A 13,727-nucleotide genomic window follows, 5' to 3' on the forward strand; every position below is an offset into this window, starting at 1 on the left:
GGCGTTGCTTCGCGACCTGGATTCAACGCGGGGGCAGGTGCTTCAGCGTCGCCTCGCACAGGCTGCTCGACAGCGCGGGATCGTCGACCGCGCGCGCCAACATCAGCGTGCCCACCATGGCGGCGACGGTCACGAGTGCGCGTTCGTGGGCAGCAGGCTGACCCCAGTCCGGCGACTGGCGGGCGACGAAATCGATCATTTCCTTGATGTGCCGAGTGGTCACGCGGCGCACTTCCGGCGCCTGGCGCGGGGTTTCCGAGCCCAGTGCGGCCAGGGGGCAGCCCAGCTCCACCTGCGCCAGGTGCTCGGGCGACAGATAGGTGCGCAGCATGGAGTTCAAGGCCTGCGCAGGCGGCACGCTGGCGACCACGCCCGCGGTCGCGGCGGCTGTTTCGGCGCAAGCCCGGGCCGCTGCTTCTGCCAGCATGGCCTCGCGGGACGGAAAGTGGGCGTAGAAGGCGCCGTGGGTCAGGCCGGCCTCCTTCATGATGTCGGCGACACCCGTGCCGTCGTAGCCGCTGCGACGGATCGCCCGGGCGGCCGCGGAGACGATGCGCTCGTGCGAGGCCTCCTTGGCGGCTGTCCTGACGTTGTGCTTTGCGGTTCGCATGATGCGTATCATACGATATTTTCAGCGCATGTACAGCGCTTTTTGTTGCGAGCCTGGGTTTCAGCCGCGCCGAGCCGCCTCGATCTTTGCGATGTCGATCTTTGTCATTTCCATCATGGCTTCGAACGCGCGCTTGGCCGCTGCTGGATCGGGGTCCGCGATCGCCTCTATCAGCGCCCGTGGCGTGATCTGCCAGGACAGACCCCACTTGTCCTTGCACCAGCCGCATGCGCTTTCCTGGCGGCCGTTGCCGATGATGGTGTCCCACAGGCGGTCCGTCTCGGCCTGACTGTCGGTCGCAACCTGGAATGAAAAGGCCTCGTTGTGCTTGAACACCGGGCCCCCGTTCAGGCCGAGACATGGGATGCCCATGACCGTGAATTCGACCGTCAGGATGTCGCCTTCTTTGCCGGCGGGGTAGTCGCCAGGCGCGCGATGGACAGCGCCCACCGCGCTGTCCGGGAATGTATCGGCGTAGAACTTCGCGGCGTCCAACGCGGTGCCGTCGTACCAAAGACAGATCGTGTTCTTGCTGGTCATCCTGGTTCTCCTAGGTTGGGTCTGTAGATGCGCAGGATTGCGCAGTTGCAACGCAGGCAACAACCGTCGCGCCGCGTAGCACCTACTTACTTCGAGCGCCCGTCGAAATGTTGTACCGGCACCGCATCCAGATCAATGCCCTCAAGGCATCGGATGTTGATGGCCGCCGTCTTGTTGCCCTTCGGATCGGTGCCCTCGCCGAAGGTGTGAATGCCGCAGACGGCGCAGAAGCGATGCGAGATCACATGCTTGTTGAACATGTAGGTGCTCATGTCCTCGGGCGGCGTCTTGAGCCGGAGGCGATCGTGCGGCACGAACCACAGCAGGGATCCTCTGCGCTGGCACATCGAGCAATTGCATGCCATCGCACCTTGGATGTCGCCTTCGACCTCGAAGGCGATCCGGCCGCAGTGGCAGCTACCTTGGTAATTCATAGGACCTCCAAGTCATAGGACCTCCAAGAAAAAAGGCTAGGGCAGTACGGCGATCCGTCCATCCTTGGCTGCGTTGTCCATCCAGCGTGCGGCATCCTCGTCGAGCATCAGGCCGTCCGCTTGCAAGCGCTGCACAGCGCTTTTGACTTTTGCCAGGTAGACCTCGCGGCTGGGGTACCGTTCGGCGATCGGGAGCCGCGGGTCGCGCTTGGAGGCGGCTTCGGTGGCGGTCGCCGAGAACGGCAGGTAGCTGCCGTCGAGCCCGCACAACTGGCCCGGCGCAAAACCGGCCTTTCGCCGGTTCCAGCCGGTGTAGGTGGCGAGCGGCACGGCGACGTCGGGCAGGCGGATGCCGGCCACGTCGTTGCCGTCGGCGTCGGTCTTGGGAACGAGCACCGTGTATGCGCGTGTGGCGTCGGGTCTTGCAGGCACCGCGCTGTCATCGTTCACCGTGAGAAGGTTGGGCGCCGGCAGCGTCACGCCGAGCGGCGACAGATCAGGAAAGCGCATCGCCGCGGCAGTCGCTTGCACCAACGTGCCGTCGCGCACGGTCGGGTAGCGGCTGGCCGGTGGAGCCTTGCCGTCGCGTGACCACTCGATCATGCGCGTGAGCAGTGCGCGGTACACCGGCTGCTGCTGCGCCGGGTTGATGGGCGTCTCGCAGATGGGGGAGGTCGCGTTGCGTGCGGTGACGTGCTGCGTCGACGACATCAGGTACACGCGCACCTCGTCGGGGAGCGCGATGTCGCGCCCGGCGCCATCGGTGACGACCAGTGCGGCGCGGCCTTGCCAATACTCCAGGGCGCTGTCGAGATGGAAGACCTTCGGACATGTCCGGTCGGCAGCGCAGCGCGCAAGCAGGCCGCCCTGCCGGCCGCTCAGCGGATCGGTCGTGGTCGCGTAGCTGAACGGAAACTGGTCGCCGTAGAAGAAGTGGTCCTCGTGCTGGCGGGAGTAGCGGCCGGGCTGCGCCCAGCGCACATTGGTGTAGGTCTTGCGCGAGCCGGCGATGGTCGCGACCATGCCGTCGAACACGCGCTGGCCGCCCGGGCCGGCATTGAAGCCCTGCCACACCCAGTCGCGCAGGAAGCGTCCCGACTGCGAGATGCCGATTGCCACCGTGGCCCTGGGTTTCAGGTCGGCCACGGGGCTCGGTTGGCCGCTCGCGTCGGGCAGGCCGGTCTTCAGGTGCGACACGACATCGCGCAGCGACGCCATGCCCAGGCCCATCGGACGCGGGTCGCGCGCCGTGTACCTGAACTGGTAGATCGCGCCGGCATCGAAGCCGGCGGGGCGTTCGAACTCGATCGATTTGGCATCCTTGTAGCGCCACTGCGCGGGTCCGATCACAGTGGGCGCAGCCTCCGGCCGCGCACGCACGCTCAGCTCGCCCATGGCCGGATCGAGCGAGGCGGCCGGGTAGCTCAAGGGCAAGGTGCCGCGCGGACCGGGCGCATCGAACACGATCTCTTCGAACGCGGCGCCGGTGATCGGTTGCCCGCCTTGCATGGCTGTCGGCAGCACCATGCCGACGGTCTTGCCGGTGGCGTCCGCCGGAATGTCTCCCTGCCAGCCGACCCACAGCAGGGTGTGGCCCTGGCGCATCAGCCACCCCGTGCCAGCTTCATCGGCGCGGTCGGTTTGGAGGCTGCCGCCGTTGACGATCTCGAGCATCAGCTTGCGGCCGCGGTTCGCGACTTCGACCACCCACGTTCCCGACGACCTGGCGCCGTCGCGCGGCCGCAGGATGACGACGTCGGCCTTGTAGCGGACCTTGCCGTCGGCGGATGCGGCCGCCCCCGCGTCGACGATGCCGCGGTTGGCCGGATGCGCCGGATCGAGCGCCACCTGGGCTTGCGCAACCACGCGCTCGTAAGGGCCGGCATTGCCGAACGCGCTGCCGCCGAATGCGGGCTGGCGCTCGCGCACGATCAGCTGCTCGACCACCGCGGGCGCAGCGCCCGAAGCGGACATTTGCGCACAACCGGCAAGAGCGGCAAGCAGTGCCGCCGCCATGATCGCGATTCGCCAGCGCAGGGCTTGCGCCGAGGCTGCCAGTTTGTTCTTCATTGTTTGTCTCCGTGTTTGCGGAATTGCCGGCGTCGCAGGCGCGCTGGCAAGGCATCATCATCAGTCGACGCCCCCTTCAATACTCGTCGAGGAGGCACGCCGTGGTCAACATGAATCCATTCGACCTCAGCTCGCTCCAGTGCCGGCACCGAGCCGCCCGAAGGCTTCCGCCAGGCAATCGACGAACACCCTGATGCGCGATGAGAGCTGATGCCGCTGCGCATAGACGGCATGGATGTCGGCGCTGGGCGTTCGGTACTGCGGAAGCACCTGCACCAGGCGGCCGCTCGCCAGATAGCGCTCGATGTCCCATTCGGCGCGCATCACGATGCCGTGTCCATCGAGTGCCCAGCGCACCGCGATTTCTCCGTCGTTGGTGGTGAGCGCGCCGCGCACCTTGACGGCCTCGGTGTGTTCCTTGCGGCCCTTTCCGCTTGACAGCCGCCAGACACCGTAAGCGTCGTTGCCCTGGCGGATGCCGATGCAGTCGTGGCGCGCCAGGTCGCTCGGCACCGCTGGCATGCCGCGCTGAGCCAGGTACTTGGGCGACGCGCACAGCAGCCGCCGGTTCGGCGCCAGGCGCTTTGCAATCACCCTGGCGTCCGGCGGCTCGCCAAAGCGCACGCAGACGTCGAAGGCATCGTCGGTGAGCGGCGGCGGATCGGCCGACAACTGCAGCTGCACCTCCACGTCGGGAAACAGGCGGCAGTAGCGCGAAATCACCGGCGCCACGTGCATGCGGCCGAAGCCCAGGGTCGCATTCACGCGCAGCAGGCCTTTCGGAGAACCCCGGCCTTTGGCCAGAAGCTGGTCGAGGTCGTCGAGGTCCCCGAGGATGCGCCGCGCATGCTCCAGGAACACCTCGCCCTCTGGCGTGAGGCTCATGCGCCGCGTGGTGCGGTTGACCAGCGGCATGCGAAGCCGCTGCTCCATCTGGGACAGGCGCTTGCTCACCGCCGGCGTGGACACACCCAGGTTGCGCGCCGCGGCGCTGAGGCTCCCGCCGGTGGCAATCTGCACGAAGAAGCCCAGTTCGGAAGGCTGGATGCCATGGCTCATGGTCGTTCTGATTGTTGACTTGCGGTTAAGGATGGATTCACTTTACCCGTGCGATGCCATGGGTTGCAACCGACAGAATCGGCGCTACCCAATCACAGGACGCAGCCGCAAATGAAGACCTACAAGATCGCAACCATTCCCGGAGACGGCATCGGCAAGGAAGTGGTGCCCGCTGGCCAGCAGGTGCTGGAAGCGCTGGCCGCGGCCGGCAGCGGCTTCAAGTTCGAGTTCGAGAACTTCGACTGGGGCGGCGACTACTTCCGCAAGCACGGCGTGATGATGCCCAACGACGGCCTCGACGCGCTGCGCGACAAGGACGCGATCCTGTTCGGCTCGGCGGGCGATCCGCACATTCCCGACCACATCACGCTCTGGGGCTTGCGCCTGAAGATCTGCCAGGGCTTCGACCAGTACGCCAACGTGCGCCCGACGCGCATCCTGCCCGGCATCGACGGTCCGCTGAAACGCTGCGGACCGGACGACCTCAACTGGGTGATCGTGCGCGAGAACTCCGAAGGCGAGTACGCTGGTGTCGGCGGCCGCGTGCACCAGGGCCATCCGATCGAAGCCGCCACCGACGTGTCGATGATGACGCGCGCCGGCGTGGAGCGCATCATGCGCTTCGCCTTCCGGCTGGCGCAGTCGCGCCCCCGCAAGCTCCTGACCGTCATCACCAAGAGCAACGCGCAGCGCCATGCCATGGTGATGTGGGACGAGATCGCGCTGCAGATCTCCCAGGAGTTTCCGGACGTGACCTGGGACAAGGAATTGGTCGACGCGTCGACTGCGCGGATGATCAATCGCCCGGCGTCGCTCGACACCATCGTGGCCACCAACCTGCATGCGGACATCCTCAGCGACCTGGCGGCCGCACTCGCGGGCAGCCTGGGCATCGCGCCGACCGGCAACATCGATCCCGAACGCCGCTACCCCTCGATGTTCGAGCCGATCCACGGCTCCGCCTTCGACATCATGGGCAAAGGCCTCGCCAACCCGGTGGGCACCTTCTGGTCGGTCGTGATGCTGCTGGAGCACCTGGGCGAGGCCGAGGCCGCCCGGCGCGTCATGAAGGCCGTGGAGGCCGTGACGGCCAACCCGGCGCTTCACACGCGGGACCTGGGCGGCAACGCCACCACCGTGCAGGTCACACAGGCCGTGTGCGCACAGCTTGCGTCCGCCGAGCGGCAGCGCCAGGCCGCATAGAGATTCACATACAAACCCGCAAGAAGAACGGCGCAGACCGTCAATCTGGAGACAAGACATCATGACGATCCCACGATTCGCCATCGGGCGCCGCGCCCTTGCTGCAACCGCCATTGCGGCGCTCGGCCTTTGCATTGCGCCCTGGGCCGCAGCGCAGGAGCCGTGGCCGTCCAAGCCGATCAGCCTGGTCGTGCCGTTTCCTTCGGGCGGCACCACCGACGTGCTGGCCCGCGCGCTGGCCGATGCGTTGTCCAAGAGCCTGGGCCAGCCGGTGATCGTGGAAAGCAAGCCGGGCGCCGGCGCGACGCTCGGCGCCGACTACGTTGCCAAGGCCAAGCCGGACGGCCACACGCTGCTGATGGGCGCGGTGCACCACACCATCGCAACCAGCGTCTACAAGAAGCTCCCGTACGACTTCCAGAAAGACCTGGCGCCCATCACCACGGTGGCGATGGTGCCCAACGTGCTGGTGGTCAACGCTTCGCTGACGCCGGCCAAGTCGGTGGCCGAGCTCGTTGCCCTTGCCAAGTCGTCGCCCAAGGAGCTGGCCTACGGCTCCAACGGCAACGGCACGGCGCAGCATCTCATCGGCACCCAGTTCCAGGCCAGCACCGGGGTCAACCTGCTGCATGTGCCCTACAAGGGCAGCGGCCCGCTCACCACCGACTTGCTCGGCGGGCAGGTGGCCATGTCCTTCGACACCATCACGCCGGTGCTGCAGCACATCAAGGGCGGAAAGCTGCGCGCACTGGCTGTGACCACTGCCAAGCGCTCCGCCGTGCTGCCCGATGTGCCGACGCTCGAAGAGGCCGGGCTCAAGGGCTTCGACATCGGAACGTGGTTCGGCGTGCTGGCGCCTGCGGGCACGCCGAAGGAAGTCGTTGCGAAGCTGAACGCCGAGATGGTCAAGATCATCAAGTCGCCAGAGTTCGGCGAGCGGATGCGCGCGATTGGCGCCGATCCAATTGGCGACAGCTCGGCCGACATGGCGGCCCGCATCCGCGAAGAAACCACCAAGTTCGCCAAGCTCGTGAAAGACGGGAAGGTGACGATCGAGTAGTCCGGCGGCCGGCCGCCCGATCGTTGGTCAATGCGCGTGGGATTCCGACGAAGCCTTCGGCTCCGGAACATTCACAGACACTGTCTCGCTGCCCAGGATCTTGTGGCCGGGGTCGGCAAGCTCGATCAGCATCTTGTGCACGCCAGGCTTCAATCCGACGACGATGATCGGATCGCCGCTCGTGTGGGCCCAGGTGCCGGGCCGGTCGTCAACGGTCACGTGCAGGTGGCCGACACGCGGCGACACATCGACGGCGGCCTTGCCGAACACGGGGATGATGCGCAGGTTCTCGGTCCGGTATTGCACGATGACGACGCCGCGCGCCAAGGGTTCGGCCAGCGGTGGATACACGACGAGTTTCGGCGGCGGTTCCGATGCGACCGGAATCACGGCCGCCGGACGGCCGATGTCGGTGACAGCCTGCGCCCATCCTGCGGCGCAGAGGAGGGCGCCTGCGGCGGCGAGGCCGAGCGGTCTGAAGATGGATGGCACAGTGTTTCCTTGATGCGCTGGATCGATGTCCGGATCTTCAGGCGCTTGCAGCCCCTTGGACGCACATCACGTATGCCTCTGTATCGGCGCAAGGAATCCACACACTACGTTTCACGTTCCTTCATTCAACCCGTGAAGGGCGCGTGCGACTGTGGCTCGAAGCAGATCTACAGCGGCAGCTCCAGCGTCTCCCAAGCGCGAAGCATGCTGACCTGCCGCCGCAGGTAGTCGGTCGAAATGGCCTGGGAGCCCCATACGGGCACACGCCCCGCGTACTCTCCCAGCAGCCAGAACTGCCGCGCCGCCATGAAGCGCGCGATGGCGGCAAGGTCGGCGTCGGCGACGGGCCGCGCTTCGCGATAGGCCGAAATGAAGTGGCGCCACTGCGCCTTCACCTTGTCGCTTGCCGGAACGTCGGGTGCGCGTGGATACAGGCTCCAGGGGTAAACCGCCAACTCGTAGGCAAGGTAGCCGGGGCCCACCTCGTCGAAGTCGAAGAACACCGCCTCGCGCTGTCCCGTTGCACCGGGCACGACGAAGTTGTTGCTGCCGTGCGCATCGCCGTGGCACAGCACGCGGCTGAGTTCGCCCAGTGCAATGATGTCATCATGCAGGTGCTGGCCCAGTTGCTCGAACTGCGCACGCAGCTCGGAGGTCATGGTGGGGGCGCGCAGCAGGCCCTGCAGCGGCTTCACCAGCAGGTAGTCCAGATCCAGGCGATAGATGCTGTCCAGTCCTTGGTAACTTTCGCCAGCCGTGTGCAGCGTGGCCAGGCCACGTGCCAGGGCCTCGATGTCGTCGGCCGAATCGCCTGTGGCCTCACCATCCAGATGTTCGAAAAGCATCAGCGCCCGAAGGCCTTCGGGCAACGGGACCTGTATGGCGATCTCACCGTTTGCCGACGGCACGCAGCGAGCGACCCGGCATCCGCGGCGTGCCCAATGTTCCAGCGCAGCGGCCTCGAACAACGCATTGGGGCCGCCGCGCGGACGCTCGGCACAGAGGCGCGCGACCACCCGTTGTCCGCTGGCAAAGCCCAGCCTGTAAACCTGGTTGAAGCTGCGCCGCAGGAATTCGCTCTCGACCACTTCTCCCAGGTTGTAGTGCGCCTGCACGAGCATGGCCACGCTGGCTGCGGTGGGTGTGGATTGCGCAATCTCGAATTCCAATGGATCTCCAAGGAAAAAGGGCGAGATTATGCGTGGATGGCGTTCCCCAAGGAGATCAGGCACGCGCCACTTGTTCGTTCTGTTCGTCAGGCCGAAGTTGACGAAGCGCGTTTTGCAGCAGTCGCTTGCCCCGCAATGCAGAGCTGGGCGCCGAAGCTCACATCAGCCGTAGCCCGCGCGCGAACAGCATCGAGGTCTTCACGAGCTTGGGAACGTCACCCATCTTTGCGATCTCTGCCAGCCCCTCCTCGGTGATGCGGATCACCGTCGCGATGCGGGACGCAGCGTACGGGTCGGTCGGCTTGAGGGCTGCGATTTCGGCCTCTATCAAACCCGTGGCCACGAGCACGGAGACATTGCGGATCTCCTCCGGCTGGACGACCCGGACTGGAAGCGGCGTGTGCTTCAGTCTCATCAGGAACAAGAGCGGCATTCATTCCTCCGATTGCCGGCAAATGAATCTGCCAAAAAAAAGCCGGCCCGTTTTTGGTTTTGGAAATGTAGTCTCAAGCAACTCTTCGGTGTAGCTGGCCAGTCGACATAGAACGGGAGTGTCAAGAGTATTGGCCCTTATGGATGAGTCGATGTCGCTGCAGGGGCCAGATCTCGGCGGAGTGGGGTAGTTGGCAGAATCGGACAGCTTCACTTCATCGATCCCTATGCTGCGCTTCGTTCTCGTGATCGCGTCGAGCCTTGCCACGGCGATGGCGGCGCCTGCTCACTCGGCTGAACCGAAGGCTGTCGACTCCGCCGTCGAGGCCGCGAAGCCGGTGACCACCTACGCGCGTCTTACCTCCTTCAAGGAGGAGCCGGACGGCAAGCTTTACGTTCGGCTGAAGTTGATCCCGCGGGCGAAGCTTCCGTTTACGGTCCAGGCTTTCAGGGTGAGGGACCGCACACTTCTGGAAGGTATCGCCGAGGGCTCATGGGTGCGGTTCACCGCGAAGCACGTCGATGGCGAGAACACGCTGACGTCGATCCGCGTCACTCCGGAGTGCAAGCGCTTTCAAGCATGCGACTGACGAGGCGCCGATTGCCGTAGGCGTCGCAGAGGCATCGGTGCGCCGGCTGCGCCTCAATCCACGCCGAGGATGGCCCGGTTGCGCACCTCGATGACGTCCTTCGTCTTTGCGGTCGCGCCCGGGCCGGCTTCAAGGCGCACGTCGTGGAGCCCGAGGCTGCGCTTTCCCACGCGCAGGCCCACCGGCTCGACCGGCTGGCCGCTTGCGTGCTCGACGAGCTGCAGCGGCGCATCGTGCCCACACCACTGGTCGCCCCACTGCATCAACGCAACGAGCGCCGGGTAGAGCGCCTCGCCCTTTTCGGTCAGCCGGTATTCGCTGCGCCGCTCGCTGCCTTCAGTCAGCACCTTCTCGAGCACGCCGTGTTCGACGAGGCTGTTCAAGCGGGCCGTGAGCACATTGCGCGCAATGCCCAGGCGGCGCTGGAAGTCGTCGAAACGCGTGGTGCCCAGTGTGCACTCGCGCACGATGAGCAGGCTCCACCACTCGCCGACCTCGTCGAGCGCGCGCGCAATCGAGCAGTTCATGCCGTCAAAGGTCTTTCGGTACATGGGGCTATTCTAACTTCATAAGTTGCGTGACGCAACTTAACCAGCTACATTCAAGTTTCGTCACGCAACTATTTTCGTTTTCGTCTCGCCCGGTCCCAGGCCAGGCTTCCTCAGGAGTTCCTCATGGACAAACGCCTACTCGTTCTGGCCTCCGGCATGTTTGCGATCGGCACCGACAGCTTCGTCGTGGCCGGCGTGCTGGGCCAGGTGTCTTCCTCGCTTGATGTGTCCATCGCATTGGCTGGGCAGATGGTCACGCTCTATGCCCTGAGCTATGCGCTGCTGTCGCCGGTCATTGCAGCGACGGCGGCGCACTGGCCGCGCAAGCGGCTGCTGCTCGCGGGTCTCGCGGTGTTCGTGGTCGGCAATGTGATCACCGCGGTGGCGCCGAACATCGAGCTGGTGCTGGCCAGCCGGCTGCTGGCTGGGCTTGGCGCGGCCATGTTCAGCCCGACGGCCACCGCGACCGGTGCCTCGCTGGTGCCGCCCGAGCAGCGCGGACGCGCGCTCGCCATCGTCATTGCGGGGCTGTCCAGCGCGACGGCATTGGGGGCACCGCTGGGCACCTTCATTGGAGGTTGGCTGGACTGGCGCGCGACGATGTGGTTCGTTGCCATCGTCGGCACGATCGCGGCAGTCGGCGTGGCCTGGCGCCTGCCCAACATTCCCAACCCGCCGGCCGTCAGCCTCGCGCGGCGCCTGGCACCGCTGGGCGATGCGCGCGTGCTGCTCACGCTCCTGACCACGTGGCTGGTGTATGCGGGCCTCTTTTTGGTCTACACCTACATCGGTTCGAGCTTCGAGCGCGCAACGGGCGGCGACGCGCGCGTGCTGGCCGGTCTGCTGCTGCTCTGGGGCGTGGCGGCAACGGCGGGCAACCTGGCCGCCGGCCGACTGACCGACCGCTTCGGCAACCGCCGCATCATCAACGTGGCCATCGCGCTGTTGGCGCTCGACTTTGCGCTGCTGCCCTGGAGCTCGGCTTCGCTTGCGACGGCCGTGCCTGCGCTGATCGTCTGGGGCGTGTGCGGCTGGGGCCTGCTTGTGCCGCAGCAGCATCGGCTGATCAGCATCACGCCGAGCGCGGCGCCGCTGCTGCTGGGGCTGAACTCGGCGGCGGTCTATGTGGGCGTATCGATCTCGGGGCTCGCGGGCGGCGCGGCGCTCGCGTGGTTCGACAGCCATTTTCTTGGCCTTGTCGGAGCGGTCTTCATTGCGGTGGCGCTGTTCGTTGCCGAGTGGGCGCAGCAACGCATTGCGCGCGCGGATCGCCAGTCCGCGCCTGCCACTCCCATTGCGCCCAACGCAGTGCGCTGATGGTGCGAAAAAGCCCGCCGGCCTCTGCACCGTTCGAAAGAATTGCGGCAAGCGCGCCGTGCGCTTGCGGCTGACGCGGCCGTCGGCGCAAGCCTACGCAAAAAACAAAAGTCTTCACATTCAATGGCGCCGACGTCGAAAGGGGATTGAGGCGTGCGGTGCGTCTCACCGTCGGCGGACCAGGAGACAGCCATGCGCACTGACGACAAGAAGAATGACCAGGCAAGCCCTATCGCCCACGACGGCGGCAATGATCCCCAGCAAGGCCTGACAGGCACCACGCGACGATCGCTCTTGCAGAGCGCAGTGCTGTTCGCGATGTTCTCGGGCGGCGGCATCGGCCTGACCGCTTGCGGCGGGGGTGGCGGCGGGGGGCACGGAGGGGGCTTCGGTGGCGGCATGGGGGGCGGCAGGCCGCCAGACGGCTCCGCCTCGGTGTTCAAGCATGGCATCGCCAGCGGCGACCCGTTGTCCGATCGCGTGATGCTCTGGACGCGCGTGACAGCGTCCGCGCCGGGCACCATCAATGTCGAGTGGGAAGTGGCAAGCGACGAAGGTTTCGGCATCATCGTCGCGCGCGGCACCACGAGCACGGGGCCCGAGCGTGACTACACGGTCAAGGTGGACGCCTTCGGCCTGCAACCTGCCAGCACGTATTTCTATCGCTTTGCCATGGGCAGCGACCGCTCGCCCGTGGGCCGCACGAAGACGCTGCCGGTGGGCGGCGTGTCGCAGGCCAAGCTGGCAGTGGTGTCGTGCTCCAACTTCCCGAGCGGCTATTTCAACGTCTATGCCGAGATTGCCAAGCGCGGGGACATCGACTTGGTGCTGCACCTGGGCGACTACATCTACGAATTCGGACGGGTAGGCTATGCGTCGCAACTCGCCATTGCCATCGACCGGGTGTCGGACCCCGACCACGAGCTCCTGACGCTCGCGGACTACCGCCTGCGCCATGCGCAGTACCGCACCGACAACGACCTGCGTGCCCTGCATGCGCGCCTGCCCATGATCGTCGTGTGGGACGACCACGACGTGGCCGACAACGCGTGGTTGGGCGGGGCAGAGAACCACGACGAGGGGACCGAAGGCAGCTTTGCCGCGCGGCGTGCGGCTGCCGTACAGGCGTTCCACGAGTGGCTGCCGACGCGGCTGCCCGACCCGGCCAATCCGCTGCGGATCTATCGCTCGTTCGACTTCGGCACGCTGGCGTCGATGCACATGCTCGACACCCGCCTGGTCGGCCGCGATAAGCAGGTGACGCTCAGCCAATATCTGGCAGGCGAGGCCTCCGCGCCCACGCGTCAGCTGCTGGGCCAGCCGCAGGTCGATTGGCTGTCCGGACGCATGGCCGCATCGCCGTGCACCTGGCAGGTACTCGGGCAGCAGGTGCTCATGATGCGCATGCACATTCCCGTGAGCATCGCGACCAACTTCAGCCTCGAGGCGCTGACCGAGTACCTGGCGGCGCTGGCGCTGCCGGAGTCCGCGCGCAGCGAAAGCCAGCGCGCCCTGATTGCACAGCAGAAGGTGCCCTACAACCTGGATGCGTGGGATGGCTACCCGGCCGCGCGCGACGCCGTGCTCGCCATGGCGCGCAACCAGGGCAAGAACCTGATCTCGCTGGCTGGCGACACGCACAACGCCTGGGCCGGGAACCTCACCGATCCCTCCGGCCAGCGGGTGGGAGTGGAGTTCGGCACCTCGTCAGTGTCGTCTCCCGGCTTCGAGCGGGCGCTGCCGTTGATCGCCAGCGATTTGCTGGCCGATGCATTCAAGCGCACGGTCGACGACCTGCGCTACGCCGAGACCAGCAAGCGCGGCTACGCCGTGCTGACCCTGACAACGGGCGAAGCGCGCTGCGAATACATCGAGATCAGCACGGTGTTCAGCCGCGACTATTCGGTGCGGCTGGCCGCCACGCTGCGCGTGCTGCCGGGCGCCAGCAACCTGCAGGTGCTCGTGGCCTGAGCTTGCACGGCGCCGCCCGGGCGCACCAGCTTCTGGTGCGTCCGTGCGTCCGTGCGCCGGTATCGATCCGCTTCGACTCTGCTTTGGCTCCACTGCGTGGAGGGGGCTCTCATGCGCGCTCGCATGGCCTCTGGCGATGCTCTTGTTTGATCACCTCCGGTTATTGATCGATCAAGAGCTTTCAATTTACGGGGATCAATCGCCTGCCTACGATTGCCGCCAACGATTC

General features: G+C 66.1%; 14 protein-coding genes. 5 read left to right on the top strand and 9 right to left on the bottom strand.

Annotated elements, in window-relative coordinates:
• Nucleotides 1–22: 22 nt before the first annotated feature.
• From ASC78_RS07440 to ASC78_RS07460, 5 genes are all read right to left on the bottom strand, one after another.
• The gene (locus tag ASC78_RS07440; RefSeq protein ID WP_055798628.1) at nucleotides 23–622 is read right to left on the bottom strand and encodes a TetR/AcrR family transcriptional regulator; all 600 of its coding nucleotides are present in this window, start codon (nucleotides 620–622) and stop codon (nucleotides 23–25) included.
• A 48-nt stretch (nucleotides 623–670) separates the two neighbouring features.
• A complete protein-coding gene (locus ASC78_RS07445) occupies nucleotides 671–1,150 on the bottom strand; it encodes a VOC family protein (RefSeq protein ID WP_055798631.1) in 480 nt (159 codons plus the stop codon).
• Nucleotides 1,151–1,236: 86 nt separating this feature from the next.
• A complete protein-coding gene (locus tag ASC78_RS07450) occupies nucleotides 1,237–1,584 on the bottom strand; it encodes a GFA family protein (RefSeq protein WP_055798633.1) in 348 nt (115 codons plus the stop codon).
• Nucleotides 1,585–1,620: 36 nt separating this feature from the next.
• Nucleotides 1,621–3,654 (bottom strand): alpha/beta hydrolase domain-containing protein, encoded by a 2,034-nt coding sequence (locus ASC78_RS07455; protein WP_055798635.1) that lies wholly within the window; start codon nucleotides 3,652–3,654, stop codon nucleotides 1,621–1,623.
• Nucleotides 3,655–3,780: 126 nt separating this feature from the next.
• Nucleotides 3,781–4,713 carry a LysR family transcriptional regulator gene (locus ASC78_RS07460; protein WP_055798638.1) on the bottom strand — a complete coding sequence of 311 codons (933 nt, stop codon included), beginning with the start codon at nucleotides 4,711–4,713 and terminating at the stop codon, nucleotides 3,781–3,783.
• Between the two features lie 111 nt (nucleotides 4,714–4,824).
• On the opposite strand from ASC78_RS07460, the gene ASC78_RS07465 reads away from it, so the two are divergent.
• Together ASC78_RS07465 and ASC78_RS07470 are read left to right on the top strand one after the other, a co-directional pair.
• Entirely contained in the window at nucleotides 4,825–5,916 is a 1,092-nt protein-coding gene (locus ASC78_RS07465; protein WP_055798641.1) for a tartrate dehydrogenase, read from the top strand.
• Between the two features lie 61 nt (nucleotides 5,917–5,977).
• Nucleotides 5,978–6,976 (top strand): Bug family tripartite tricarboxylate transporter substrate binding protein, encoded by a 999-nt coding sequence (locus tag ASC78_RS07470; protein ID WP_055798643.1) that lies wholly within the window; start codon nucleotides 5,978–5,980, stop codon nucleotides 6,974–6,976.
• 27 nt (nucleotides 6,977–7,003) lie between these two features.
• Here ASC78_RS07470 and ASC78_RS07475 read toward each other — a convergent pair whose 3' ends face one another.
• The 3 genes from ASC78_RS07475 to ASC78_RS07485 all read right to left on the bottom strand — a co-directional run bounded on the left by ASC78_RS07475 (nucleotide 7,004) and on the right by ASC78_RS07485 (nucleotide 9,070).
• Nucleotides 7,004–7,468 (bottom strand): DUF6130 family protein, encoded by a 465-nt coding sequence (locus ASC78_RS07475; protein ID WP_055798646.1) that lies wholly within the window; start codon nucleotides 7,466–7,468, stop codon nucleotides 7,004–7,006.
• 167 nt (nucleotides 7,469–7,635) lie between these two features.
• Nucleotides 7,636–8,637, bottom strand: a complete 1,002-nt coding sequence (locus ASC78_RS07480; protein WP_235505020.1) for a phosphotransferase enzyme family protein — start codon at nucleotides 8,635–8,637, stop codon at nucleotides 7,636–7,638.
• A 157-nt stretch (nucleotides 8,638–8,794) separates the two neighbouring features.
• Nucleotides 8,795–9,070 carry a hypothetical protein gene (locus ASC78_RS07485; protein ID WP_055798649.1) on the bottom strand — a complete coding sequence of 92 codons (276 nt, stop codon included), beginning with the start codon at nucleotides 9,068–9,070 and terminating at the stop codon, nucleotides 8,795–8,797.
• A gap of 226 nt (nucleotides 9,071–9,296) precedes the next feature.
• Between ASC78_RS07485 and ASC78_RS07490 the strand changes: the two genes are divergently transcribed.
• Nucleotides 9,297–9,659, top strand: coding sequence for a copper-binding protein (locus ASC78_RS07490; RefSeq protein WP_055798651.1), 363 nt, complete (start codon nucleotides 9,297–9,299; stop codon nucleotides 9,657–9,659).
• A gap of 53 nt (nucleotides 9,660–9,712) precedes the next feature.
• Here the strand turns inward: ASC78_RS07490 and ASC78_RS07495 are convergent, their stop codons facing one another.
• Nucleotides 9,713–10,210, bottom strand: coding sequence for a winged helix-turn-helix transcriptional regulator (locus ASC78_RS07495; RefSeq protein ID WP_055798654.1), 498 nt, complete (start codon nucleotides 10,208–10,210; stop codon nucleotides 9,713–9,715).
• A 123-nt stretch (nucleotides 10,211–10,333) separates the two neighbouring features.
• Between ASC78_RS07495 and ASC78_RS07500 the strand changes: the two genes are divergently transcribed.
• A complete protein-coding gene (locus ASC78_RS07500) occupies nucleotides 10,334–11,527 on the top strand; it encodes an MFS transporter (protein ID WP_055798657.1) in 1,194 nt (397 codons plus the stop codon).
• A gap of 192 nt (nucleotides 11,528–11,719) precedes the next feature.
• The gene (locus ASC78_RS07505; protein WP_055798660.1) at nucleotides 11,720–13,498 is read left to right on the top strand and encodes an alkaline phosphatase D family protein; all 1,779 of its coding nucleotides are present in this window, start codon (nucleotides 11,720–11,722) and stop codon (nucleotides 13,496–13,498) included.
• Nucleotides 13,499–13,727: the final 229 nt, after the last annotated feature.

Origin of the sequence: Variovorax sp. Root318D1, from assembly GCF_001424835.1 — a bacterium.
In the GTDB taxonomy this organism is placed as follows: domain Bacteria; phylum Pseudomonadota; class Gammaproteobacteria; order Burkholderiales; family Burkholderiaceae_C; genus Variovorax.

Coding starts and splice junctions, on each gene's coding strand:
- ASC78_RS07440 (WP_055798628.1), bottom strand. CDS start 622: ATGATACGCATCATGCGAACCGCAAAGCACAACGTCAGGACAGCCGCC.
- ASC78_RS07445 (WP_055798631.1), bottom strand. CDS start 1,150: ATGACCAGCAAGAACACGATCTGTCTTTGGTACGACGGCACCGCGTTG.
- ASC78_RS07450 (WP_055798633.1), bottom strand. CDS start 1,584: ATGAATTACCAAGGTAGCTGCCACTGCGGCCGGATCGCCTTCGAGGTC.
- ASC78_RS07455 (WP_055798635.1), bottom strand. CDS start 3,654: ATGAAGAACAAACTGGCAGCCTCGGCGCAAGCCCTGCGCTGGCGAATC.
- ASC78_RS07460 (WP_055798638.1), bottom strand. CDS start 4,713: ATGAGCCATGGCATCCAGCCTTCCGAACTGGGCTTCTTCGTGCAGATT.
- ASC78_RS07465 (WP_055798641.1), top strand. CDS start 4,825: ATGAAGACCTACAAGATCGCAACCATTCCCGGAGACGGCATCGGCAAG.
- ASC78_RS07470 (WP_055798643.1), top strand. CDS start 5,978: ATGACGATCCCACGATTCGCCATCGGGCGCCGCGCCCTTGCTGCAACC.
- ASC78_RS07485 (WP_055798649.1), bottom strand. CDS start 9,070: ATGCCGCTCTTGTTCCTGATGAGACTGAAGCACACGCCGCTTCCAGTC.
- ASC78_RS07490 (WP_055798651.1), top strand. CDS start 9,297: ATGCTGCGCTTCGTTCTCGTGATCGCGTCGAGCCTTGCCACGGCGATG.
- ASC78_RS07495 (WP_055798654.1), bottom strand. CDS start 10,210: ATGTACCGAAAGACCTTTGACGGCATGAACTGCTCGATTGCGCGCGCG.
- ASC78_RS07500 (WP_055798657.1), top strand. CDS start 10,334: ATGGACAAACGCCTACTCGTTCTGGCCTCCGGCATGTTTGCGATCGGC.
- ASC78_RS07505 (WP_055798660.1), top strand. CDS start 11,720: ATGCGCACTGACGACAAGAAGAATGACCAGGCAAGCCCTATCGCCCAC.